The sequence below is a fragment of the Vibrio sonorensis genome, from assembly GCF_001854765.1.
In the GTDB taxonomy this organism is placed as follows: Bacteria; Pseudomonadota; Gammaproteobacteria; order Enterobacterales; family Vibrionaceae; genus Vibrio; species Vibrio sonorensis.
Window position 1 is genome coordinate 276,036 of the sequence record NZ_LJJE01000002.1, and the last position, 25,278, is coordinate 301,313.

General features: G+C 45.4%; 13 protein-coding genes and 5 pseudogenes. 7 read left to right on the forward strand and 11 right to left on the reverse strand.

The window, feature by feature from the left end; translation table 11 throughout:
* Window position 1: 1 nt before the first annotated feature.
* Both ppx and ppk1 read right to left on the reverse strand, forming a co-directional pair.
* Complete coding sequence (gene ppx, locus BLO31_RS01290) at window positions 2-1,501, reverse strand: exopolyphosphatase (protein ID WP_070962523.1); 1,500 nt, start codon at window positions 1,499-1,501, stop codon at window positions 2-4.
* Window positions 1,461-3,586 (reverse strand): annotated as a pseudogene (gene ppk1, locus BLO31_RS01295) (polyphosphate kinase 1). The gene ppx and the pseudogene ppk1 overlap by 41 nt, the downstream one beginning before the upstream one ends.
* Window positions 3,587-3,787: 201 nt before the next feature.
* Between ppk1 and BLO31_RS01300 the strand changes: the two are divergent.
* From BLO31_RS01300 to phoU, 4 genes and pseudogenes are all read left to right on the forward strand, one after another.
* Window positions 3,788-5,977 (forward strand): ABC transporter permease subunit, encoded by a 2,190-nt coding sequence (locus BLO31_RS01300; protein ID WP_070962524.1) that lies wholly within the window; start codon window positions 3,788-3,790, stop codon window positions 5,975-5,977.
* A 32-nt stretch (window positions 5,978-6,009) separates the two neighbouring features.
* Window positions 6,010-7,656, forward strand: a complete 1,647-nt coding sequence (gene pstA / locus BLO31_RS01305) for a phosphate ABC transporter permease PstA (protein WP_070962525.1) — start codon at window positions 6,010-6,012, stop codon at window positions 7,654-7,656.
* 2 nt (window positions 7,657-7,658) lie between these two features.
* Window positions 7,659-8,476: pseudogene (pstB, locus tag BLO31_RS01310) on the forward strand (phosphate ABC transporter ATP-binding protein PstB).
* Between the two features lie 46 nt (window positions 8,477-8,522).
* Complete coding sequence (gene phoU / locus BLO31_RS01315; protein ID WP_070962526.1) at window positions 8,523-9,221, forward strand: phosphate signaling complex protein PhoU; 699 nt, start codon at window positions 8,523-8,525, stop codon at window positions 9,219-9,221.
* On the opposite strand, the gene BLO31_RS01320 is transcribed toward phoU, so the two are convergent.
* The 8 genes and pseudogenes from BLO31_RS01320 to BLO31_RS01355 form a co-directional block, all read right to left on the reverse strand.
* Complete coding sequence (locus tag BLO31_RS01320; RefSeq protein WP_070962527.1) at window positions 9,218-9,721, reverse strand: hypothetical protein; 504 nt, start codon at window positions 9,719-9,721, stop codon at window positions 9,218-9,220. The genes phoU and BLO31_RS01320 overlap by 4 nt on opposite strands.
* A gap of 144 nt (window positions 9,722-9,865) precedes the next feature.
* Window positions 9,866-10,537, reverse strand: coding sequence for a hypothetical protein (locus tag BLO31_RS01325; protein ID WP_217495092.1), 672 nt, complete (start codon window positions 10,535-10,537; stop codon window positions 9,866-9,868).
* Between the two features lie 51 nt (window positions 10,538-10,588).
* Window positions 10,589-11,164 (reverse strand): hypothetical protein, encoded by a 576-nt coding sequence (locus BLO31_RS01330; RefSeq protein WP_070962528.1) that lies wholly within the window; start codon window positions 11,162-11,164, stop codon window positions 10,589-10,591.
* Window positions 11,165-11,371: 207 nt separating this feature from the next.
* Window positions 11,372-12,301 carry a LysR family transcriptional regulator gene (locus BLO31_RS01335; RefSeq protein WP_070962529.1) on the reverse strand — a complete coding sequence of 310 codons (930 nt, stop codon included), beginning with the start codon at window positions 12,299-12,301 and terminating at the stop codon, window positions 11,372-11,374.
* A gap of 24 nt (window positions 12,302-12,325) precedes the next feature.
* Window positions 12,326-13,108 (reverse strand): polyphosphate kinase 2, encoded by a 783-nt coding sequence (ppk2, locus tag BLO31_RS01340; protein WP_070962530.1) that lies wholly within the window; start codon window positions 13,106-13,108, stop codon window positions 12,326-12,328.
* A gap of 56 nt (window positions 13,109-13,164) precedes the next feature.
* Window positions 13,165-13,916, reverse strand: a pseudogene (locus tag BLO31_RS01345) (copper homeostasis protein CutC).
* Between the two features lie 144 nt (window positions 13,917-14,060).
* Entirely contained in the window at window positions 14,061-14,351 is a 291-nt protein-coding gene (locus BLO31_RS01350) for a YebG family protein (protein ID WP_070962531.1), read from the reverse strand.
* Window positions 14,352-14,463: 112 nt separating this feature from the next.
* A complete protein-coding gene (locus BLO31_RS01355) occupies window positions 14,464-15,351 on the reverse strand; it encodes a LysR substrate-binding domain-containing protein (RefSeq protein ID WP_070962532.1) in 888 nt (295 codons plus the stop codon).
* Window positions 15,352-15,532: 181 nt separating this feature from the next.
* Here BLO31_RS01355 and recC point away from each other — a divergent pair.
* The 3 genes and pseudogenes from recC to recD all read left to right on the forward strand — a co-directional run bounded on the left by recC (window position 15,533) and on the right by recD (window position 24,986).
* A pseudogene (gene recC, locus BLO31_RS01360) lies at window positions 15,533-18,981 on the forward strand (exodeoxyribonuclease V subunit gamma).
* 262 nt (window positions 18,982-19,243) lie between these two features.
* A pseudogene (gene recB / locus BLO31_RS01365) lies at window positions 19,244-22,863 on the forward strand (exodeoxyribonuclease V subunit beta).
* Entirely contained in the window at window positions 22,863-24,986 is a 2,124-nt protein-coding gene (recD, locus tag BLO31_RS01370) for an exodeoxyribonuclease V subunit alpha (RefSeq protein WP_070962533.1), read from the forward strand. The pseudogene recB and the gene recD overlap by 1 nt, the downstream one beginning before the upstream one ends.
* A gap of 42 nt (window positions 24,987-25,028) precedes the next feature.
* Here recD and BLO31_RS01375 read toward each other — a convergent pair whose 3' ends face one another.
* On the reverse strand, window positions 25,029-25,208 hold the full coding sequence (locus BLO31_RS01375; RefSeq protein WP_070962534.1) for a hypothetical protein: 180 nt from the start codon (window positions 25,206-25,208) through the stop codon (window positions 25,029-25,031).
* Window positions 25,209-25,278: the final 70 nt, after the last annotated feature.

The following is a 25,278-nucleotide window of genomic DNA, read 5'->3' on the forward strand; positions in this document are numbered from 1 at the left end:
TTTAAATATTGAGTCGCCACCCTGCACTTTTCCAATAGTCTTGCTCCATATTTAAATCAGCATCTAACAGCCGATTTTCCTCAAGCCAATCACGGTCTTCACATGTCAATGTCCATTCATCTTCATTGATTGAAAGTGTCAGTTTTGGAAGGGGCTCTTCATTCCTTTGTCCGTGAAGCAATATAGAAAGGCGCAAAATACGTATTAGGTCTATGACCTGTTCTTTTTTGAACAGCGTAAAGTCTTCCATCTCTTGAAGCTTTAGTGCTTTGCGCTGAAAGCGAACTAACATCGCCAACACTCGTTGTTGCTCGCGATTAAAGCCCGGCATGGGAGTATGTGAAAGAATATAAGCTGAATGCCTATGAAAGGCCTGTAAGCTGATACTCAGTCCCACTTCGTGAAGCAAGGCTCCCCATTTTAACAAATCGAACAAAGGGCTCTTTTTCTTGATGCCCAGTTCACTGTGTACTTGGTGGAAGAACTTTTGTGCCTGTTCACTGATTTTACTTGCGTGATCAAGGTCCACTCGATGTTTCTGAGCCATGTTTTCCGTTGTGCGCATACGAATGTCTGAGCGTTTAAACCTCGCTTCCATTTCGTATAGCAAACCCTCTCGCAAGGCACCTTCGGAGAAGTGAAGTTCATCGATTTTGAGATCGGTGACTATAGCATCTAATATCGCCACTCCTGCCGCAAACACGGGTTTGCGTTCAGGGGCGAGTCCGGTGAGTTCAATATCCTCAATGTTGGTCCACTCGCACAGTTTATCGATCAGCTTTTCAAGGCGTTTAGAGGTGATTAATCCATCTTCATAACCTAAGCCGATCAAGACTTCTCTTATGGCTTTTACCGTACCAGAAGAACCAAAGGCGATGTCCCAACCTTTTTTGCGATACTTATAGGCAATAGATTCGAGTTTTTGCTCGGCGGCGAGTTTGGCTTTGGCAAAATTCTTTTTGGAGAGTTTGCCATTGGCAAAATATCGATTGGTGTAACTGACACATCCCATTCGCTTACTGTTGACCAGCGAGGCCTCAAAACCTTTACCTATGATCATCTCAGTACTACCACCACCGATATCGATAACGAGTTTTGAATCGGATTCTGGTTGAGTGTGGGCCACGCCCGTATATATCAGTCGCGCTTCTTCTAGGCCGGGTATTATCTCAATTGGGTAGGGTAGTACTTCTCTCGCCCTCTGTAGAAAGAGGTGGGCATTGTTGGCTTGGCGTAAGGTGTGTGTCGCTGCAATGCGAACATTGTCCTCTTCAAAGCCTTGCAGGCGCTCTGCAAACATACTCAGACAGTCTAGTCCTCGCTCCATGGAAGCGTGGTCGAGATTTTGCTGGGCGTCCAATCCCGATGCGAGTCTTACCCGTTGCTTGTGGCGGCTGACCAGTTGTAAATCTTGATCAACCACTTTTGCTACGACCATATGAAAGCTGTTTGAGCCCAGATCAATGGCCGCTATGTCTCGTGTTTCCTTTGGCTGCGTCATCTTTTAAAGATTGCTCTTTTTTCTTCTTTGTCTGTTTTTCTACATTTTTAAGATAGTCGTAAATGGCCACCTGCGAGCGGAGTTTTTTGCGGTTTCCGCGTGGAACGTAGGTGTTGGTCATCTCTTTGTCTATCCATCGAGCTTTTACTGTATCGGTAAAGTGAATATTAATGATATCAATTATTCGCTGTTTAAGACGTTGGTCACGAACTGGTGCTCCGACTTCGATGCGGTAGTCGATGTTTCGCGTCATCCAATCGGCAGATGAAATGTATACCTGAGGATCGCCGTCGTTGTGGGTAATCAGCACGCGGGGGTGTTCTAAAAAGCGATCGACAATACTGATGATCTTGATGTTGTCGCTTACCCCTTCTACACCGGGGACCAGTGAACACATGCCGCGAATCACCATTTTGATCTCTACCCCTGCATTACTGGCACCGTAGAGTTTATTGATCAAACCTTTGTCTACAAGGTTGTTGACCTTAAGGGTAATGGCGGCTTTTCGTCCTGCTTTAGCATTGAAGATCTCGGTATCGATCAGGCGATAAAGCTGAGTTCGCGAGTTCCGAGGTGAGACTATTAGGTGGTTAAACTTCACCGGACGATAGGGGTTTTCTATGTAGCCGAAAACGTTGCGAACTTCATTGGTTAACTCGGAATCTGCCGTTAACAAGGAGAAGTCCGTATAAATTCGAGCGGTTTTCTCGTGGAAGTTACCTGTACCAATATGGGCATAGCGTGCGATCTCTTCGCCTTCACGGCGGCTAATTAAGAGTAATTTGGAGTGAATCTTAAGGCCCGGTGCACCAAAGAGTACGTGAACCCCCGCTTCGGTTAATACCTTTGACCATTCGATATTGGCTTCTTCATCAAACCTCGCCTGCAGTTCGACAACCACAGTGACACTTTTTCCGTTGTGAACGGCGTCAATTAACGAGTTCATCAAGCGGGAGTCTTTGGCCACGCGATAAACATTTATCTTAATACTGAGTACTTTAGGGTCGAAGGCGGCTTGCCTTACTAGTTCAGTGACGTGTTCGAAGGTGTGATACGGGTAGTACAACAATATATCTTGAGCTTTAATCGCATCAAATTTGTTGGCGTAGCATCAAAATCAGCGCAATTCATCGGCGGTAGTGGCTTGTTTTCTAGGTACTCTCGCCCAACATTAGGGAAACCGATAAAGTCTTTAAAATTGTGGTAACGACCACCGGGGATCAGGTTGTCATAGTTAGATATTTTTAGTTTGTCACACAAGAAAGAGAGCATGTGGTTTGGCATCTCTCTCTCGTATACAAACCTCACAGGCATTGCGGTTAGGCGTTGGCTTACCCCTTCAGACATCTGTTCTAACAGGCTGTGCTCAACCTCGTAACGCAAATCGTATTCTGCATCGCGAGTCATCTTCATTGCGTATCCGCTCAGTTCGTCGTATTCGAAGAAGCCACTGAATAACTCATCGAGGCAGTAACGGATGATATTATCGAGTAAAATAATGGTTTTGCGTCGCTTGCCTTTCTGTTCTGGCACCATAACAAATCGCGGCAAGTGGTCCGTTGGGATTTCTAACAGTGCGTATTGGTAGCTGTCGGATTTTTTGAGCTCTACCGCTATGTAGGCGTATTCATCTTTTAGGAACTGGAGAACGTCGATATCCTCTGATATCAGCAGCGGTGTAATATGTGGAATGACCTCTTTGTGGAAGTATTTTTTTATCCACTTTTGCTGAGTTTCACTTAACTGAGTTTCGTTGACGAGAAAGATTCGGCGACGTGCCATTTCACGGATAAGCTCGGCGTAGAGTTCGTCAAAGCGTTCATTGAGTTTAAGAGCTTTAGACTGCATCTTGCTCAGAAGGTGTTTTGAGTTGTCATTGCCACCGCGTTCTTGGTTGATCAAAATACGTCGCTTAACGTCGGCAAAACGGACTTTGTAAAATTCATCTAAGTTGTTGGAAAAAATGCCCAGAAAGCGAATTCTCTCAACGATAGGTACAGATTTATCTGCCGCTTCTTGGAGGACGCGCTCATTAAATGACAGCCAGCTTAATTCTTTTTCTACGTAGAGTTTTTCCGCACTCATTCTCTGCACCTATTGCCGAAGACGGCTTTTAACCAACTAACAAAAATTTTTTTAGAACTGGTGTAGCAAATTAAGATGTTTCTATTACATTTTTATTTCAAAACCATATTGCATTGTTTTCAGATGTTTATTGCTGGCTGTAATATAAGTGTCACCTAAACGACATATTATAATTGTGGGACAAACTAGGTAAATTAGACAATGGCAGTAGCCGATTTTTCATTAAAAGAACCAGACAGAAAGAGATTGATCAAAGATCGCCTTTTTCGCCTTGCCGTTTCATCGGGAGGCGTAGGGGTTCTTGCGGCCTTGGTTCTGATATTTGTTTACCTAGCTTTGATGGTTTTACCTCTTTTTAAAGATGCCGGTATCACGCCAGATATAGCCAACCGCGCCGTAAATACTTCTACGCCATTGGCGATGGGAATTGATGACTACGGTGAGCACGCCTATTTGCTCTACCCCGAAGGCAATTTGGATTTTGTTACCCTTAGCGAAGATTCAGGTGACGACACGCAGACTCACGCTTTGGGCGATGAGTACGACTTGTTTTATGCTGCACCTTCGTCGTCCGGCTGGCTGGCAATGGCCAGTAGTGAAGGGGACGTTAAACTAGTTCGGCCTCACCTTACTAGCCGCATGTCGAGTAATGGACGCGAATTTGTCCCCAAGTTAGAAACCTACCCTTTGTCGGAACCAGTACTTCAAAGAGCGGGTGTAACACTCAAACAATTTGCTTTTGCACTTCAAGATGATGTGTTGATATTTGCAGGTGCTTATAGCGATGACAGAATTGAAGTTCGCTGGATGGAAGAGGGGCGATGGAGCAGTTATCTCTTCTCGATGCCAGTGCCACAACTGGATCAGATCTTTTTTACTCCCAATGGAAAGTTATTGTACTTGCTCAGCGGCTCTGAATTAATTATTGCCAACCGCGAAAGTGAAAAAATGACGGTTCGAGAGATCGTCGATCTCAGCTTGGGAGAAAGTAAACATTCGGTATCAAACATTGATCTCTTGTCAGGAGCGCACTCTCTGTTGGTGACTCACAATGACGGGCTGGTTTCCCAGTGGTTCGATGTAGTTCGCAATGGGCAGAGACATTTAACCCATATCCGAGAGTTTAAGCTCGCCTCTGAACTACAGTTTTTACTTCCCGATACCTATCGAAAAGGGTTTTATAGTTTTTATATCAACGGTACGGTACAGAGCCATTACACCACTAGTGAAAAGCTGGTGATTTTTAATCGCACCTACAAAAAAGTGCCTCAGTTTGCTGCCATGTCGGGGAATGAACAGTATTTACTGGCTTACCGTGATGGAAGAGTGAGTGTTGCACATCTAGACAACCCCTTCCCCGAGATTTCTCTGTCATCCCTGTGGCAAAAAGTATGGTACGAGAGTTACCCAGAACCTGAGTTTGTATGGCAAACCACATCCGCCGACAATGAGTTTGAAGCCAAATTTAGTTTGATCCCTATTGCGTTTGGCACGTTAAAGGCAGCAGCCTTTGCCATGTTGTTTGCTATTCCCATCGCTGTGTTGGGGGCGATTTATACGGCTTACTTTATGACGGCGAGAATGCGTCGCATCGTTAAACCCTCGATTGAGTTGATGGAGGCTTTGCCAACGGTCATTATTGGTTTTCTCGCTGGGCTTTGGTTTGCCCCTTTGGTTGAAAGGCACTTGGTGTCTGTTTTGGCTCTACTGATTTGCTTGCCGCTGTCTACCATTGTTATCGGTGGCGTTTGGCATTTGTTACCAAGTGCTTGTACGAGAAAGTTTGCCAATGGTTGGCACGCGGCGTTATTGATGCCAGTTATCCTTGTCTTAGTCACTTTAATTGTCTATCAAGGCGCTAATCTTGAAGCGTGGTTTTTTGAAGGTGATGTGAGAGCTTACCTCGCCAATCAAGGCATCGATTTCGATCAGAGAAATGCTCTCGTGGTAGGCTTCGCTATGGGATTTGCGGTAATACCGACCATATTCACCATTGCGGAAGACGCCATCTTCTCAGTCCCTAAACACCTGTCCGATGGTTCATTGGCCTTGGGCGCGACAGCGTGGCAGACGTTAACTCATGTGGTTTTACTCACCGCAAGCCCTGGTATCTTTTCGGCCATTATGATGGGGCTGGGCCGAGCCGTGGGTGAGACTATGATCGTCTTGATGGCCACAGGTAACACACCCATTATGGATTGGAACATATTGGAGGGGATGAGAACCTTGTCGGCAACGATCGCCGTAGAGATGCCTGAGTCAGAAGTGGGCAGTTCTCACTACCGGATTCTGTTTTTAGCGGCGCTGCTCTTGCTGGTGTTTACTTTTGCTGTTAACTCGCTGGCTGAGTGGGTAAGACAAAGATTAAGAGATAGATATCGTGCACTTTAGTTTTTTTAAAATGATCAATAACGGAGTGGCGCGTGTTTAAGTGGTTTAAATCGGGTGCGCCATGGATTTGGTTAACAGGCGGAGCGGTGAGCATTAGTTTGCTATCGGTTTTGGTTCTTCTGTTGCTAATTGGCTGGAAAGGGTTGTCTTATTTTTGGCCAGCACCTTTGTACCAGTGGCAAACCATTGATGGTGACAAGCTGATCGGGCAACTCTACGGCAGTGAGAGTGTTTCCAGAGCGCAACTTGTCGAGTTAGGGGTGACTCTTCCTAAAGAGCAAGACGCACTAGATAGTGTCAGTCGGTTGAATATCAAAGTTGCAAATCGAGATCTATACGATGCTGATTTTGTCTCGATTCTCGACTTAGATCTGGCGAAGAGAACTCGTCCAGTAGAATGGGCGGTTATCGAGCGAGCTCGAAGCGGTGATTTTTATGGTAAGCCGTTGGCCTACAAAGATGAAAACGGCACGTGGCAATCGGATATTCACAGAGCTCTTGAAGCGGGGCTAAAGCGAGCAAGTGCGGTTAATAGGCAGATTGAACGCCTCATCGACAAAGAGATCAGAGCGGTTAGCGCTAAGGCCGATCAGTTAAGATTAGAAAAAAGAAAGCGGGAGCTTAACAACAATTTAGACGATGCGTATTCCATTTACTACCAGAACCAAATGGATGGGTTTCGCCAAGCGCTCGTGCACGCTGAAAAAGAGCTGGATGGGTTAAGATCACAACTCGAACAACAAAGCCTGTTGGTACAAGCGATGACTGGGGAGAAAGTGGAGATCCCTCTGTCGGAAATACTGGACTTGTGGTACCCAAATCAGCTGACGTTAGGGGAAAAAATTGCTCATTGGGGCAAGCAAGTTTGGAAGTTTCTCTCGGATGACCCAAGAGAATCTAACTCTGAAGGCGGTGTGTTTCCAGCCATGTTTGGTACGGTGTTACTAGTTATCATAATGTCGATCATTGTGATGCCTTTAGGCGTGGTTGCTGCGGTCTATCTTCATGAGTATGCGGAAAACAATGCATTTACTCGATTAATTCGAGTGGCCGTCATCAACCTTGCTGGTGTGCCATCGGTGGTATATGGTGTGTTTGGTTTGGGCTTTTTTGTTTATACCCTTGGTGGCTCTATAGACAAACTGTTTTACTCGGAAAGTCTACCAGCGCCGACGTTTGGTACACCGGGGTTATTGTGGTCTTCACTCACCTTAGCCGTACTGACGCTTCCCGTGGTGATTGTCGCAACTGAGGAGGGCTTGAGCCGAATCCCTGGCTCTGTACGTCACGGTTCTTTAGCCCTTGGAGCAACTCAGTTTGAGACCTTGTGGCGAATAGTATTGCCGATGGCGAGCCCAGCGATTATTACTGGTCTAATATTAGCGGTGGCTAGAGCCGCGGGAGAAGTGGCGCCTTTAATGCTTGTGGGTGCGGTTAAATTAGCGTCGAGTCTACCTGTTGATAGCACTTTCCCTTTTATACATCTGGAAAGAAAGTTTATGCATTTGGGGTTTCATATCTATGACATCGGATTCCAGACCAGCAACATTGAAAGTGCGCGACCACTGGTTTACGCCACCTCTTTTTTACTAGTGACAGTGATTATTGGTTTGAACCTAACAGCAATTAGTATTCGCAATAATTTAAGAGAAAAATATCGGACAATGGGACAAGATTAAGTATGTTTTCTGTCGATCAAACATTGGGCTACCTGCCGCCATTAGATGTTAATAATCTGTCCGATGAACAGACGGCCATCTCTATTGAGGGGTTAAACCTGTATTATCAAAGCAGCCAAGCGCTGGATGATATTTCGATGCGTATTCCCAAAGGCAAGTGACCGCTTTTATCGGGCCTTCAGGTTGTGGTAAATCAACACTTCTGAGATGTATTAACCGAATGAATGACCTTGTTGAAGGTTGTCGAGTTGAAGGTAAGGTTAAACTTCACAGCAAAAACATCTATCACCCACAAGTGGATGTTGCGACGTTGCGCCGTCGAGTGGGTATGGTGTTCCAACGTCCTAATCCATTCCCCAAATCGATTTATGAAAACGTGGTTTATGGACTGCGACTACAAGGGATTAAAAATAGCCGAACTTTAGATGACGCTGTAGAGCGGTCCCTTAAAGCGGCAGCATTGTGGGAAGAAGTGAAAGACCGTTTGCACGAAAACGCATTTGGGCTATCTGGTGGCCAGCAACAGAGACTGGTAATTGCTCGGGCGATTGCCATTGAGCCAGAAGTACTGCTTTTAGATGAGCCGACCTCTGCTCTAGACCCAATTTCTACCCTAACTATCGAAGAGCTGATAAACGAACTAAAAACTCAGTACACGGTAGTTATCGTTACTCATAACATGCAACAAGCTGCTCGCGTGAGTGATCATACCGCCTTTATCCATATGGGTAAGCTGGTGGAGTATGCCGATACGGATACTATTTTTACATCGCCAGTAAAAAAGCAGACCGAAGACTACATTACAGGTCGTTATGGGTAATACTGTTAAAGCAATCAACGAATTTCTGATAGGAGTAGGCGTATAAATGAATTTTGGACGACACATTTCAGGGCAGTTTAATGTCGAGCTTGAATCGATCCGAACCCATGTATTGACTATGGGGGGCTTGGTTGAGCAGCAACTCTCTTTCGCAATGCAAGCACTGCACAAAGAGGACATTGAACTCGCGCGTAAAGTGGTTCGAGATGACCACAAAGTGAACGCGATGGAAGTGTCGATAGATGAAGCCTGTACGCGTATCATTGCCAAAAGACAACCTACCGCCAAAGATCTTCGCCTGATCATGGCGATTATTAAAACCATTACTGACCTAGAGCGAATTGGGGATGTGGCAACCAAGATGGCTTATGTGGCGATTGAAAGTCCTTCCTCAAAAGAGCGGCAGTTTCACGTCTCTTTAGAGCCGCTTTGCCGCAATGCCATCGCTATGCTTCATCAAGTACTCGATGCATTTGCCAGAATGGATGTGGACGCCGCCGCCGAAGTGTACAAACTGGACGACAAGTTGGATGCTGAATACGAGGCGGTGATTCGCCAGTTGATGACTTATATGATGGAAGACCCAAAGAACATTCCTCATATTCTTCAGGTCATGTGGTCAGCAAGGGCGATAGAGCGAGTGGGCGACCGCTGTCAGAACATTTGTGAGTACATCATCTACTTTGTAAAAGGCAAAGACGTTCGTCACCTCGGCGAGCAAAGCATTGATGATGCTCTGCGTTAAAAACGCAGAGTAACGCCTAGGTTCAAAGAGGTAGATAGGTGCGAAGATAAAAAGGTTTTGTGCCTATCTATGTAATTGAGATCCATACCTGCGCGGAAACCTAACTGGTCACTGACGTTGAGTGTCCACGCAAAAGCTCCACTTATACCAGTCCCGTCTCTTTCTCTCGTATTGGAAAGAATCGTTCTTGTCCCTTGGTAATCGACGACACCCATCTCAAACTGAACGCCAATATCAGGGGCCGATTCAAAGTTGTATTGCGTACCCAAACGATAGGTCTTTAGCCTGTCTCTATCTGTAATATACTCGGCAGAGATGTGACTATAGCTTAGATAAACAGCGTCTAAGCCCAGCGTATTTGTTAAACCTAGGTGCAATCCACCACCGGAGATACCAGAACCAAAATATGGCCCTACTCTTAGATCGGGTGATACGTATACCGTGTTTGCAAAACTGGAAAAACTGGATAACAGCAGTAACGGAGTGATGAGCTTTTTCATTGATTTAAACCTATAGAAAGCGTTAATAAAAGCCTTCCTTAGCCCTGTTCATCGCTAGGGGAAACTAGCGAATAGCAATATTTTATTGATTAACTTTTGTTGTGTATAAGCGTTGCTTTTTATTTTATAGATAAGTAATTCTTATCACTTAAAAGAAAAGCTCCCGCCAATTTTCCAAGAAACTTCTGAGTTAGAAAGTCCGTAATAGGTGCCGTTTGGGTCGAGCACTGTCATCTTGGCATAGGGATAAAATCGCCATAATGGCTTCATGGTGCCAAGGGTAAGCTCCCACTCGTTTGCGTGTCCTTGATTGAAGTCGGTCATATCTGACTTGTCGACGGCGAAGTGGTGCTCATAGCGACCCGAAATATACAGGTGATTAAAATAGTGAGCAGTGCCAATATAGGCGGAGTAATTGTTGGCGTCATCGACGGTTAACCAAGTAAATCCATTGCGAATACGTTCAGCCGTCACTCCTCCCTTAACGGAAAACCCATCAAAATATTGGGTAGCAGATAGGTCTATTTGATGACTTTGTGTTTTAACTCCGTCAATACCAGCAATATCTTTCATTAACCAGTCGTCGTACAGTCCGTATTCGTAATAGGCACTGAGTCTTAAATCAGGAGATAAAAAAGTTTGATAGCCAGCGCCAAGACCAATCCAATCATCAGTGTCGGCTCCAATAGAGATATAAGTGTTGTCCGTTACAGAGGCTGTTAAGCCTAGTTCGATGAGATCCTTTTCTATCGAAATATTAATCGCGGCATACAGGGGGGCAGAAAACACCACGGCGATAAATGGCATTATTTTCATTGTGAATTTCCAAAAAAACTCCCGACAGAGCGTCGGGAGTAGAAATGGTGGTTATCGATTAAGGCGGTTGCGGATAGCGTCTCGTACTGTTTGGCGATCGACTTGATGAGAAGGAGTCTCCATCATTGGGGAAATTCCCCCTTTAATTACGTCACCACCAATGTAGATGCCGTCTCGGCCGTCGAAAACATAGTAGCTACCTGCATGCTCTCCTTCTCGTATCATTCTAATATCAAAGGAGTTTCCGTCTGCATCTAAGACGGAAAATTCATGGCTCTTCCAAGATATATTTGAAATGGTGTACTCATTGCCTTCCGCATCAGTAATTGTGTTTCCACTGACTAAGTAAGAGTACTCAGGGTCATTCCACATAGGTGGCTGCTCTGGTCCAGTCCATGTGGGAGGAAGGCGATCTGGAGTTTCTTCCGTTTCAGGGATACTAGGTCCGCCCCAAACAGGGGGTAAGCGACTCGGTGCCTCTTCGATATCTGCTTCATTAGGCCCACTCCAAATAGGAGGTAAACGGTCAGGTGAAGATTCTGTATTGGAGTGGGCACCATCGGAGGAAGAGCAACCAGCTAGGGCGATGGAACCAGTAACAACAAGCGCTAAAAGAGTTTTATTCATAATTGATACCTATTGGACAAAGTGAATAACAAGCAGCCCATTGTCCCTAGGCGTAATTGAGTATTTTGGAAGAGGAATATGGAGCTTTATCCATCGCACTACCAATACTTAACAGAGGCAATCCGTACCTCGCTTGAAGTTATGGATACATTTTGTTCGATAAGTATTGCTTTATCTAATTAGAAAATAAGATACGTTTGATAAGCATTAATTATTGTTAAGTTGCTGTTGGAGAACGCGTTGAACTTCTTTATACAGCCAGTTTACCAAGGGATTGTTTCGATACTTAGTGTGGTAAAAAGCCATGACAGGCAACTGGATTTCACTGCCTTTATAAACGGCTTTCATTGCCCTTAACTCTGGATGTTTACCAATGGGGAACAGGTTGGAGTGGGGAATAAACATATCCGTATGGGAAATAACATCGACTGCCGCCATGGTAAATTCGGTTCTAAAACCGATTTTGGCTTCTATTCCCTGCTCGCTCATTAGTTGGGCCGCCAATACTTGGTGATCATTCCACCCCGGAGTGATCAACGAAGCGATTTCATAGCCAGCCATGTCTTGTGCGGTGACACTGACCTGATTTATCGGATGTCCATCGCGCACTATGACCGCACCAGTAAGGTCAATGAGCTTTTTGGAGTAGAGGTTTTGGGTGAGTTCACTTTCGTAGTTGACGCCAAAAAGCACCTCTCCCTTAGCGATATCACTCAGCGTGTTGTGGTTCCAACCGACGAGCTCCAAGATGCAATTGGGCGCGCTTTGTTTGAGTTGGTGAAACAGTGAACCTGAAAGACAAGATAACACGATTGGTGCTACGGCAATTTTTACCTTGTAGTCGATATCAGCTGGTGAAAAATGCTCAGATCGATTGAGAGCAACGGCTAAACCATCTAGATAGGGGGTGATCTTATTCGCCAGTTCTTCGGCAAAGGGAGTCGGTTCCAGACCGTGTCGTACTTTTACAAATAGCTCATCGTCAAAATGATGTCTTAGCTTTTGCAAAGATTGGCTAATGGCTGGTTGGGAGACAAAGAGCCTCTTTGACGCTTTGCGCATATTGCCCTCTTGAATAAGAACGATAAACGTCCTTAACAAGTTGAGATCAAGAGAGAAATAGAGGTCCTTAGCCATTTTGTCATCCTATCGGCTCGTTTACTAATACTTATCAGGAACAAAGGTTTGGTGCTCATGTGGAGCTCGAATATACCCTTCTTTGTTTATAGGAGGAAGGTCGATGTCTGTATATTCAATTTCGTGATATTCAATTTGTGAGAGCAGGTGACTAATACAGTTTAGACGGGCGCGTTTTTTGTCGTCAGATTGAACCACCCACCAAGGGGATTGTTTGGTGTCTGTATAAGAAAACATGGCATCTTTTGCCGCGGAATACTCGGCCCATCTTTGGCGTGATTGCAGATCCATTGGACTGAACTTCCAGCGTTTTATTGGCGTGGCAATTCGCTCTTTAAACCGCTTTTCTTGCTCTTCATCGGAAACGGAAAACCAGTATTTTAAAAGAACGATGCCAGAGCGTTGCAGCATGCGTTCAAATTCGGGGCAAGAGCGAAGGAACTCTTCATACTCGCTTTCGCTGCAAAATCCCATCACCTTCTCAACTCCTGCGCGGTTATACCAACTGCGGTCAAACAAGACTATCTCTCCTGCACTTGGCAAGTGAGCAACGTAGCGTTGGAAATACCATTGGGTCTTTTCTTTTTCGGTCGGGGCGGGAAGGGCGGCTATGCGGCAAACTCTAGGGTTGAGCTTTTCAGTGATTCGTTTGATAACACCGCCTTTACCAGCAGCATCTCTACCTTCGAAAATCACCACAACCTTTAACCCTGCTCGCTTGACCCACTCTTGAAGTTTGACAAGTTCAACTTGAAGCCTTTCTAATTCCTTTAGATAGACTTTTTTATCTAGTTTGGGTTTACTCATAGATGCGCCCTCCTTTGTTATCAGTATGTTACTACAAACTGAAGAGCGCAATGCGGTTACTTGAAAGATTTGAGCTGGTCGACGACTTGCCGGATTGATTCTGATGATGTTATCGGGATCTGAAACTCGTCGATATCGCTCGAACCCATTTTAACGCTTTGGTCAGACACTTCCATTGCGCTAGGTCGAGTGGTTTTTCCAGAAAGATGAACCTCGCGAGTACCAGTATTGTTGACGATGGTCAACACGTTTTTGGCATTCACTCCAGCGCCAGCCATAATCGAAATACGCTGGTTAGCTTGTTCTATCATCTCTTTAAGCGTCTCTTGCCCCTCTATTGCTTTTGGTGCAAGCCCCGAGCTTAATACCCTTTCACAACCCAACTTGATAATGGCCTCTAATGCGATTAATGGATCCACTGCCATATCAATGGCGCGATGAAAGGTAACACCTAAACCGTATTTTTTGGCTTGCTGCACAAGTGGAGCCGCGTTTTCGACATCGACCCTGCCATCTGGGGTCAACAGACCGAACACTACGCCTTGTAAGCCGACACTTGCTGCCGCTTCAATATCTAACAGCATTGAATCGATATCATCACTGTTGTAGCAAAAATCGCCTTGTCTTGGACGTATCATCGCATAGACGGGGATCGGGGAGAGTTGAGCGGCTTTTTTCATAAGCCGTAACTTGGGGTGAGTCCTCCCAATTCTAGAGAAGAGCAAAGCTCAATCCGATTGGCGCCTCCGTTTATGGCAGCGTGGAGAGATTCTAGGTTATCGATACAAACTTCTACCGTTACACTCATAACACATTACTCTTAATTGACACTGATTAAATGATACGAAAAAGTGGCCATGAGAATTAGGGTAAAAGTCAGGTAAGTAATTTCCGCAAATAGGCACAGAGCTGGAAAAGAAAAAACCTCTCGAGTGAGAGGTTTTTGAATGTGTTACGCTGCGTCTTCTTGCTCTTTGTCAACAACGACAGGTTTCGGTTTTTTCGGCGCTGGTTTGCGTTTAGCGCCTAACGCATAAAGCACATCTTCTTTGTTCTGGGCTAGGAACATAGCCAGATCTTCTTGCTTACCTTCATCTTCGATAAGCCCACTTTTTCCTAAAAGCTCGAACAGCTCATCTGACATATCTAGCATTTTGTCGTAGGCATCAGCTTCCGCTTTAGAGGTAAAAGTCATTTTCTCTTCTCCGTTGCGCTCGACCACGTACTTGACGATTACAGCCATGGTAGTTCCTCAAATCAAATTTCAAGATATTTATACTGTCTTTTTATACAGCTTTTGCTCAGTTAAGTCTAGGGCAAAGCAAATTTATGGGATCTAAACGGTCAAACTCTCTTCAAAGGTGCGGGCTATTGGAGTGCTCCCAGTTTTGACAAAAGGCGATAAACGACTTGAGCAGAGGGCTTTGATACTTTTCTTTGTGCACCAGCAGCCATAGGCGTCGCTTCATATCAAGTGGAAGGTCGACCAAAGCAACTTTGCCACTCTCAATCGCTGGTTGTGCTGAGAGATGAGATAAACACCCCAATCCAAGCCTAGCGGCGACACTGTTGATCAGTGCTTCCGTTGTGTTTAGCTGGAATGCTTCGTGCCATTGCTCGATTCTCGGTGCAACGACACGTAAGAAAAACTCTCTCGATCCAGATCCCGCCTCACGCAGAATCCATTGACTGTTTTCTAAATCGGCCAGAGATTGAGGAGCGTGGCTATCATTAGCGGCAATAACACACATTTCATCTTGGCTAAATGGTGTGGACAACAGCTCTGGATGCTGAGTTTTTCCCTCTATCAAGGCGATGTCTAACTCGTAGTCGACTAATTTTTGGCAGATTTGCGCTGAATTGGAAATAAAGAGGCTTTGAGATTTATGCCCCGTCTGGTGTCGAAATTGACTGAGGAGATAAGGTGCGACTTGATTGCCAATGGTGTCACTTGCCCCAATACTCAATTTTCCAGATAGTTTTTGGTCGGAAAACAGTGATTCAATGTCTTGACTACGGCTGAGCAGTTCGTCTGCCAAAGGCAGAAGCTTTTGGCCTTCTTGGTTGAGTATCAGACGGTTGTTTACACGATCAAACAGGGCGTGGCCAAGCTGTTTTTCTAACTCAGATAAAGCCATACTGACGGCGGCTTTGGAAAGAAATAGAGCGTCGGCGGCAGAGGTCAGTGTTTGGTGACGAGTAACAGTGACAAAGACGTTCAGTTGCTTAAACGAAATATTCATATCAAGACTGTTTAGAATTTCTTAACGATTGGTTTAGATGGTTATTTAAGTCTAAACAAAATGCAAGAGAAACGATGTCGCTTTATAAAGCGATCAATCCCTTATCCTAGAGAGAAATCTGCTTAATTTAATGCACTTATGCTAACCTAGAGTTTGTTTTAGTCTGCATACGAGAGCCGTTGTGTTTACTGTTTATCACTCCAATCAGGTTGATATTCTCAAGTCGCTGCTGGTCGAATTGATTCGCTTGAACCCATTGGACAACCCATTTGAAAAAGAGCAGATCCTTGTCCAGAGCCCGGGTATGTCTCAGTGGCTAAAACTAGAGTTAGCGAAAGAGTTGGGTGTTGCGGCGAACATTGACTTTCCGCTGCCCGCAACTTTTATCTGGGAGATGTTTACCAGAGTCCTTCCCGATGTCCCTAAGCGAAGTGCCTTTAACAAAGAGGCTATGACGTGGAAGTTAATGACCATACTTCCCACTATGCTAGATCGACAAGAGTTCTCGCCATTAAAACAGTACCTTGAAGGCGATGACAAGGGGGCAAAGTGTTATCAATTAGCCGAAAAAATCGCGGATATTTTTGATGGTTATCTGGTTTACCGACCTGAATGGATATCAGCGTGGGAAAGTGATCAGATAGTCTCTGAATTGCAAGAGGAACAGCCGTGGCAACCTCTTTTGTGGCAGGCGCTCTACGACCACACGGTGACCAGTGATCAATCACCCTATCACCGAGCCAACTTATATCAAGACTTTATTGAGGTGTTAAATAGCTTTAGCGGAACACCGGAAAACCTTCCTAAACGTTTGTTTGTATTTGGTATTACTTCGTTGCCTCCCCGTTATCTGGATGCGTTGAAGGCTCTTGGTGAACACATAGACGTACATTTAATGTTTACCAACCCATGCCGTTTTTATTGGGGAGAGGTTCGCGATCAAAAGTATTTGGCGAGATTGGCGTCTAAACACCGACAGCATTTGGTATGGCAAGACAATCACTCAGAAATAAACGGGGAAAGTGAGCAGTTAAAAGGGAGTGTCGAGCAGAACTCGCTAGATGAACTTCATACCGATGCCGTCGGAAATAGCTTACTCGCTTCGATGGGAAAACTTGGTCGAGACAACATGTATTTGCTGTCACAGTTGGAGTCTCACGAGATCGAAGCGTTTGTCGATGCTGAACGGGACACGCTTCTTCAGCAAATTCAAGCTGATATCTTAAATCTCGATATGCACCAAAATGATGAGGTGGTGGATACCAGTCTGCACAAGCCAGAAATTGATATCGATGATCGTTCTCTAACCTTACATCTTTGCCATAGCCCGATGAGGGAAGTTGAAGTTTTACACGACCAACTTTTGGCTATGTTCGAAAAAAATCCGCAACTAGAAGCAAGGGACATCATAGTGATGGTGTCTGATATCAACGCGTATAGCCCGGCGATTCAAGCGGTATTTGGAAACGCACCGGGTAAGCGTTTTATTCCGTTCTCCATTTCTGATAGAAGTGCTACTCAAGAGAGCCCATTGCTCAATGCCTTTTCTCAGCTAATGGGGTTACCGGATTCTCGTTGTTTGGCGTCTGAGCTACTTGAGTTATTAGAGTTTCCTGCCATTCTGGCTCGCTTTGGTATTGATGAAGAAGAGTTTTTACAAGCAAAGCGTTGGGTCGAAGATGCGGGTATTCGCTGGGGGCTTAACGAAGAGACGGCCACCGAGTTTGATTTGCCAAAAACCAAGCAAAACACTTGGCAATTCGGCATCCAAAGAATGTTGCTTGGCTACGCCATGCCAGATTCTGCTGGATTGCTGGCAACGTCAGAACTGCCTTTAGCGCCCTACAATGAAGTTCAAGGGCTAGGAGCTGAGTTAGCAGGAAAGCTCGCCCACTTCATCGACAAAGTGAGTGTTTATCGACAGCGTTTAGCTAAAACACAAGATGCCGAGAGTTGGCGAACTCTGATATTTGAGCTGCTAGAAGACTTCTTTTTGGTAGAACTTGAGGGGGAGTTAGCGCTAAAAACGATTCGAGATACACTAGGGCAGCTTAATGAGCAGCTTAGCGATGCGGGGTATACTGATTTGCTAAGCCCTGAGATCCTTCGTCAATATTTGAATGACAAACTCTCCGGAACTCGGGTATCACAACGTTTTCTCGCCGGACAGGTGAATTTCTGTACCTTGATGCCGATGCGTTCCATTCCTTTTAAAGTGGTTTGCTTGTTGGGTATGAATGATGGCATTTACCCTCGCACTGTGCCTTCAGACGGGTTTGATCTAATGAATGGCAGAGCTAAGCCAGGGGATCGTTCGCGGCGCGATGATGACAGATACCTGTTTTTGGAAGCGATTTTATCTGCGCAGCAAACCCTTTATATCAGTTATGTTGGACGCTCAGTGCAAGACAACAGTGAGAGAATGCCTTCGGTATTGGTTTCAGAGCTACTGGAATATTGCCATCAAAACTATTGCCTTGCTGGCGGGCAGGCACTACCTGTCGATATGTCGGGCGATGCCTTGTTAGAGAACATGACTTTCTTTCACGCGATGACGCCGTTTAGCCCCAAGGCATTTACTCAAAGTATCAGCTATGCCAGTGAGTGGCTTCCCGCTGCTCGTGGAGAAGGCGTCGCGGCTGGTGGTTTTCATCAACCACTAACGGACTTTTGGCTGGAAAACACCGAACTTCTTGAATTACCACTGGCTGAATTTCAGCGGTTTTGGCGTCTGCCAGTACAGTACTTTTTTAATCGCCGCCTAAAGGTTCACTTCGAAGCTCCAGATGCATTAATGGAAGATGATGAGCCATTTGCCCTTAACGGCTTAGAAAGTTATCAAATGCGAGATGGTTTGCTAGAGCAGCTTCTGGAGTCCAATTCGGAGAACGACGCCTCAGCTTGTATTGACGATTTTGTATCGCAACAGCGAGCACAAGGGAAATTGCCTGTAGGGGCATTTGGCGAGTTGGAGTTTGAAAGTAATCGAGTACAAGTGGAAGAGCTGGTAGAGGCGCTTCGATTTGTGTGCGATAAGCCGTTAGAAGAAGTAGAAGTTAGACTTGATATACCAGTGGCCTCGCACAATAGAAGGGTACGGTTAACCGGGTGGTTAACGCAGCATTATCAAGCGGGACTGGTACGTTTTCGCAGTGGACGCATTCGTTCACAAGATTATCTTTCCGCTTGGATTGACCATCTTGCTATGTCCGCCATGGGCATTCAAAAGCGAACTCACCTTATTGGATATGATCGAAAAGAGGGTGTGACGCATTGGATCTATCCTCCGCTGGAAGGGAGTCAACAAGCGAAAGAAACCCTGATAGAACTGGTTCGACTTTTTGGCGAGGGAATGACTAAGCTATTTGTTATTTCCCAGAAACCGCGCTCGCTTGCGTAGAGGCTGGGTTTTCAAAAGCTGGCTGGGTGGATGACGAAGAAAAGTCGCTGAAAAAAATGGCGCAAGTGTTCAATGATGGCTATTTGATAAAAGGCGAAGGGAGCAAGAGTTACATCGCTAGAACATGGCCGAATTGGGAGCAAGAGTTAGCCCAACAAGTGCGGATGTACGCATCACTTGTTATCCAGCAACCAAGGTTGCTGATTCAAGATGCAAATGAAGCAAGGTAGGGTGGGTGGCCGCCAGTAAATCATTATTATTTGTAGGGCGTTTGCTGTACGGCCACTAGGTCAGAGGGACCATTATCTGGTTGATTAGCATGAGTTTGTATCATGCATGTCGTACGGCGAAGTCTATCAGGATGAAGTGAAATGCTTCCGCGAGTTAGATCTCAATTCACCTTAAGGGATCTATTAGTAACAGTAAGAATTAATTATTTAGAGGGCGGATCACATATTCGCCGGATCTTTTCAGTTGAAGGTTCAGAAAACTATGACATCCAAGTTAACCGCAGTTGCACTCGATACCATGACGTTTCCACTTCATGGTGCGCGCTTAATAGAAGCCTCTGCTGGAACAGGTAAAACTTTTACTATTGCTGGCCTCTACCTTCGACTTCTTCTGGGGCATGGCGATGTAAGTACCCGTCATCAGCAACCCTTAACCGTCGATCAAATTCTCGTTGTTACTTTTACCGAAGCGGCGACGGCAGAGCTGCGAGATCGCATCCGCAGCCGTATCCACCAAGCCAGAATTGCATTTGCACGAGGAGAAAGTAACGACCCTGTTATTCAACCTCTTCTCAATGAAGTAAGCGATCACAATTATGCCGCTTCTCTTTTACTCAATGCGGAAAGGCAGATGGATGAAGCGGCGGTTTACACCATCCACGGTTTTTGCCAACGGATGCTAACGCAAAACGCATTTGAATCAGGTAGCCGATTTAACAATGAGTTTGTTACCGATGAAACTCAGTTGAGAAATCAAGTGGTGGCCGATTACTGGCGGAAGAACTTTTATGGTCTTCCTTTGCAACTGGCCGCGGAAATTCGTCAACTATGGGCCTCTCCGGCTGATTTAGAAAAGCAGATAGGACGGTATCTATCAGGATCGCCATTGACCATAACCACCGAGTCAATGACAGGATCATTAGCGGATTTACACCGAGAAAACCTCAGTGAGATAGACGGGTTAAAAACGCTGTGGCTTCAGTCAGAACAAGATGTGCCAACTGCTATTTTGAACTCGGATGTCAGTAAGCGCAGCTACACCAAGAAGTCTTTACCCCAGTGGCATGAGGCAGTAACTCAGTGGGCGAAAACCCCCACTATTGATTATCGAGTCCCAGATCAACTAGCTAAGTTTCGACAGAGTGTCCTTGAGGAAAAAACGCCTAAAGGCCAAGTACCTGAGCACGAAATCTTTACTCAAATTGAGACTTTTTTAGCGACGCCTCCAAATTTAAAAGCGCCACTGATGGCTCACGCAATCAAAGAGTGTCGCGCTATGCTTGCTAAAGCAAAAGCCCAAAAGCAGTGGTTGTCATTTGACGATTTGCTCAGTCAGTTATCAGCGGCGATCGATGTTGATGAAGAGGCAATATTGGCAGATAGGATCAGGCAGCTTTACCCAATTGCCATGATTGATGAATTCCAAGATACAGACCCTCTCCAATACAGTATTTTTAGTCGAATTTATCTATCCAATCCAGAGTGTGGTTTGTTTATGATCGGCGATCCAAAACAGGCTATTTACGGCTTCCGTGGTGCGGATATTTTTACCTATATTAAAGCGAGAAATCAGGTAACAGCTCACTACACACTAGGCACGAACTGGCGCTCCGCTGCTGACATGGTAAAAGCGGTAAATCAGGTATTTGAGTTGCCAGATTCCCCTTTTATCTATGATGACGACATTCCCTTTTTACCCGTTTCTCCAAGCCCTGTTGCCGACGAAAAACAGTGGCAACTCAACGGAGAAAAACAACCCGCTCTGACGTATTGGTCACCAGAGTCTCCAGAGAAGCCAATGAGTAAAGGGGACTATCAGACGGTCATGTGTGACGCCACGGTGAGTCAAATACAGTCTATTCTTACCGCGTCCCAAAACGGCAACGCAATGTTGGTAAACGGCAGCAAAGCAAAAGCAGTCACCGCGGGTGATATAGCCGTTCTCGTTCGTACGGGCTCCGAAGGTAAGATGATAAAGAAAGCGCTTGCAGAAAAGGGCATTGCGAGTGTTTACCTGTCCAACCGAGATAATGTCTTTGTCAGTAATGTGGCTCAGGATGTGCTGCGTCTTTTACACGCGGTACTTTACTTTGAGGACGAGCGTTTACTTAAAGCTAGTTTAGCTGGGGAACTGTTCGCTCTGAATGCAATCGAATTAGACCATCTCAACACCTCTGAAGAGAGTTGGGAAAACGTGGTATTAGAATTTGCAGAGTATCGCAAACTCTGGATACAGCGTGGCGTATTGCCCATGTTGCGCTCGGTGATGAGTAAACGTCATATCGCCGAGCGTCTTTTAGCAACAGATAGCGGAGAGCGTTCACTTACCGATCTAATGCACCTCAGCGAGCTGCTACAGCAAGCGAGTTTAGAGCTAGATAGTGATTTAGGTTTGATTCGCTGGTTAGCTCAATCGATAAATGATGCAGAAAATGGTGTAGGTGGAAGTGATGAGCAAATACAGCGTTTAGAGTCTGATAAAAACCTGGTTCAGATTGTTACTATCCACAAATCTAAGGGGTTGGAATACGACTTGGTTTTCCTCCCTTTTATTATGAATCATGCGATGCCAGTGAAGCTAAGTACTATGACTCAGAAAAAGACCAAACGCTATTAGACATCACGGCAAGCGAAGGAGCATTAAAGCAAGCGGATCGCGAACGCCTAGCGGAAGATTTACGCCTGCTATACGTCGCCCTGACTCGCGCCGTTTTTGCTTGTTTTATTGGCGCAGCGCCTCTTCGAGCTGGTCGCTCAACTAAAGAGCCAACAGGGGTGGATAAATCCGCAATAGGTTATTTGCTGCAAAATGGCCAACAAGGTGGCATCGCCGATCTGGAAATGGCCATTAATAAGCAAGTGGATAATTTAGATTCGGTTTCCAGTTGCCTTCCTCCAGAGCCTTGCCAAGAAACTTACGCAGAATCCTTGCCAGATAAGGTCGAGCTTTTGGCGCAAAATGTTGAACGCGAAGTCGACCGACAATGGCGTATTAGCAGTTATTCTGGACTAGTAAAACACGGTAGCCATCATCAACAGCACGATGCGACGATTGAAGTGGCTGGGTTTGATATTGATTCTTCCGAAGACGATGACACTTCTCTAACTATTGAACCAGAACGTTCTATTTTCACTTTCCCCAAGGGGGCGAGGGCTGGTACGTTTTTACACACCCTGTTTGAAGAAGTGGATTTTACCGCTTCCGCTTATGACAAAGATAACCAAAAAATTATTGAAAACCTTTTAGTCAACGAGCAATTGGAACAAGAGTGGTTACCGATACTTCAATCTATGGTCGAAACGGTTCTCACTGCACCATTGGATGGAAAAGCGCTCAAGCTGAGAGAAAAGCAAGCGGATCAAAGATTGGTAGAAATGGAGTTTTTGCTGCCAGTATCGGTGTTATCGGCCAGCGAACTAAACCGACTTACCCATAGGTACGACACTCTTTCAGCTAAAGCTGGGGAGCTGGGTTTTCAATCTATCAAAGGTATGCTCAAAGGTTTTATCGATTTGGTATTTGAACATCAAGGCAAGTATTACGTTCTGGATTGGAAATCGAATCATCTTGGGGATGATGTGTCTTACTACCATGGTGAAGCATTGCGAAATGCCATGTCAGAACACCGATACGATCTTCAATATCAAATTTACTCGCTGGCTCTCCATCGTTTCTTGCGCAGTAGGATCCCTGACTACAGCTATGAGCAACACTTTGGAGGCGTATATTACTTATTTTTACGCGGTATCGACGGGCAAAGTGACAATGGCATTTTTTGTGCGCGTCCCGAACAGGATCTGATCGAGAAATTTGATCAAATGCTAGAAGGGAAATCCGAACAAGCGAACGATGATATGGGACAAATGGAGCTTGATTTTTAATGATGACGACCACTGAGAAACCAGTCCTTACCCTTCTCGATTGGATAGCAGTATTGAGTAAACAGGGGACGATTCGCCAACTCGACTATCAGTTTGGGCTATTTATCCATCAGCATTCCCAAAGCGAATCCTTAGCTTTTCTTGCCACCATTGTGAGTACAGAGTTGGGTAAGGGGCATATTTGCTTGCCCATTTCCTCGGGCAATGCTTTTGCCGCTGAACTGGTTGATAAACTCGGCTTATATGGTGAGCAGGCTAAGCTTTTGGAATCGAAACTCTTATCGACGAATTGGGTTTTAGAACTAGAGCAGTCCTCTTTAGTGGGGAGTCAGGGGGAAGCCGTGCCATTAATGTTTGATGGCAAACGTCTGTATCTACATAGATACTGGCTTTACGAGCACAAACTTGCAGATAAGTTAAAGAGCTTTGGGACACCAGTGATCTTTTCGACTACGGGTGTCCCAGAAGTACGTGAACTACTGGATCATCTGTTTGCTAGAACCTATTACTATTTGTACTCAAACATTGATAAACAAAGGGCTGAAGCGAGTTTAACATCTCCAAAAATACAGCAGTTAGTCTGTGACCACTTAGATGTTGTTATACCAGAGGATTTGGATTGGCCTGCCATAGGCCAAGTCGTACAGCAGGCGAAACAAGCCGCTGACTTATCTGTTTTAGATACCCTTGTCCCAGAGCGAGTGTGCATCAACTGGCAGAAAGTTGCTGCTGCCGTTGCACTTAGCCGCAATTTTGCCGTTATCTCAGGAGGACCTGGTACCGGTAAGACGACGACAGTAACCAAGCTTCTCGCTGCTTTGATAGAACAAGCGAGTCGAAGTGGAGAGCAGCCAGAAATCAAACTGGTGGCACCGACGGGGAAAGCGGCGGCGCGACTTACCGAATCGATTGGTAAAGCGGTCTCTCAGTTAGGTGTATCGCAAGAGCTTAAAGATGCGATACCAACACAAGCCAGTACTATTCATCGCTTGCTAGGTGCTTTACCCCATAGTGCTGAATTTAGACACAATAGCAATGATCCCCTTCATTTGGATATATTGGTGGTTGATGAAGCCTCAATGGTCGATCTCTCGATGATGTTTAAGCTAATCGATGCACTGCCAAATCACGCTCGGCTTATCTTACTTGGTGATAAGGATCAGTTAGCGTCGGTTGAAGCTGGAGCAGTACTGGGTGATATTTGCTCCTTTCACACATCCGGTTACAGTGATACTCATGCAAAGATGATCGCAGATATGACCGGTTATGAAGCAATTAAGCGAAATACCACTTCGTTACCAAGTATTGCCGATAGCCTTTGCATGTTGAGAAAAAGCTATCGATTTGATGCGCGTTCTGGAATTGGTCAACTTGCCAGAGCGGTAAACAAAGGGGATAAGCACGCCGTTCAGAAAGTCTGGCAAGCGGGTTTTACTGACATTACTCACTGGCCTCTAAGCGGGCAGGCCTACAGTCAAATGCTTCAAGACATGGTTGAAGGTTATCAAGAGTATTTAGAGAAGACTCGGCATTTTAGCAAGCAGGGCGCAACTGTTGGCGACAACAGTGACAGTGCCAAGCAGGTATTAGCGGCGTTTAATCACTGCCGATTGCTATGTGCGATACGCGAGGGCGAATTTGGCATAGTTGGCCTTAACCAACGCATCGAAAGAGCGTTAACGGCTAGGCGGTTAATAGCCCCAGGAGACAGGCTTTGGTATCACGGCCGCCCAATTATGGTGACAAAGAATGACCATGGTAACGGCCTCTACAATGGTGATATCGGGATCTGTATGTATGAGTCTGAAGAAGAAGGTGCAAGGCTTAAAGTCTATTTTGAGTTGCCCGATGGCGCTATAAAGGCGGTATTACCAAGTCGAGTTCCGTCACATGAAACGGCCTACGCCATGACCATTCACAAATCTCAGGGTAGCGAATTTGAACATACGCTGATGATTCTACCACCAGACTTCAGCCCCATTCTCACACGTGAACTCATCTATACGGGAATTACGCGTGCGAAAAAAAGGCTAACTATCTATTCAGATAGTAAAGTGCTTATCAAAGGGATAGCAAGCACGACACAAAGGGCCAGTGGGCTGGTCGACCGCTTAGTTAGTTAAGTTTGTTTCGCCCAATTAGGGGCGAAACAGAAAGTCGTTGCTTTAGCTAAATGCGCTTGAAAACGTGATGCTGCGTATCTGATATTTTTCTTTGTAAGCGAGAATAAATGCTTTTAAGCCTTCTGAGGTTGGGAAGACGCAATGCACATCCAAACCCTCTAGAAGTTGGTTGTCTGCCATATCCCAAAAGCTTTGAACTGAATTACAAATGATGGTTTTCATCGGTGTTTTTGCTCTTTATAAAGTATCTAAATACTTCAAGCAATCCGTGCAGCTCAGTGTTACTGAGTGA